Genomic DNA, 1,151 nt, shown 5'->3' with positions numbered 1-1,151 from the left:
TGGTTCAGGTCCTCGTTGTTGAACACGCAGCAAATCCAGGTTTTGTTGGACCAGCGATGCATGTACTTCGAGACCGTGATCAGTTCGGCCATATTGTTCATCTGCATGGCCCCATCGCCGACGAGAGCGATGACCGGCCGGTCGGGATGAGCGACCTTGGCGGCGATGGCGTAGGGCACCGCCGCGCCCATGGAGGCGAGGCCGCCCGAGAGCGAGCACATCTGGCCGCGGCGCATCTTCAGGTCGCGGGCGAACCAGTTGGCACAGGACCCGGAATCCGAGGTGATGATCGCCCGCTCGGGCATGCGCGGCGACAGTTCCCATGTGACGCGCTGCGGGTTGACCGGGTTGGCCTTGGCCATGGCCCGATCCTCAGCCTCCTTCCACCAGGAGACCATCCCCTTCTCAATGCCGGTTCGCCAGGAGCCGCCCTCCTTCTTCTGGTCGAGCAGCGGCAGCAGCGCGCGCAAGGTCTCGGCGGACTCGCCGCACAGCGGCACCTCCATCGGATAGCGCAGCGATAGCATCTCCGGCGAGATGTCGATCTGCACACCGCGGGCTTGCCCCTCCTTTGGCAGGAACTCGGCCCAGGGGAAGCCGGAGCCGATCATCAGCAGGGTGTCGCAATCCTCCATCATGTCCGACGAGGGCTTGGACCCGAGCAGGCCGATGGTGCCGGTCACGAAAGGCAGGTCGTCGGGGAGCGCCGCCTTGCCAAGCAGCGCCTTGGCGACGCCGGCCTGCAGCTTGTTGGCGACCGCGATCACCTCGTCGGTGGCGTGGAGCGCGCCCGCACCGACAAGGATCGCGACCTTCTTGCCGGCGTTCAGCACGTCGGCGGCGCGGCGCAGATCGGCATCGAACGGCACGACCTTCGGGGCGGTGTAGCCGACGCCCGAGAAGGTGTTGCCGTGCTTGCGTACCGGCGCCTCGTAGGGAACGTCCTGCAGGTCGTTTGGCAGGATGATGGCCGAGACCTTCCGTTCGGCCTTGGCGATCCGCATGGCGCGGTCGACGATGTGGCGGACCTGCGCGGGCGAGGACGCCTGCTGCACGTAGGCCGAGACGTCCTTGAAGACGCTCGTGAGGTCGAATTCCTGCTGGTAGTGGGCGCCGTTGACGTTGCGTGCCTGCTGCCCGCAGATGGCGAG

The 1,151-nt window shown here is 66.5% G+C and carries 1 protein-coding gene; it reads right to left on the bottom strand.

All coding sequences use genetic code 11. The features are described from left to right. On the bottom strand, positions 1 to 1,151 hold a 1,151-nt coding region (locus AAHG09_RS31755), incomplete at both ends, for a thiamine pyrophosphate-dependent enzyme (protein ID WP_342112324.1).

Origin of the sequence: Methylobacterium guangdongense (assembly GCF_038442355.1) — a bacterium.
Lineage (GTDB): Bacteria > Pseudomonadota > Alphaproteobacteria > Rhizobiales > Beijerinckiaceae > Methylobacterium > Methylobacterium guangdongense.
The sequence above is the reverse complement of the archived record's forward strand: the minus strand, read 5'-3'. Positions and strand labels throughout refer to the sequence as shown.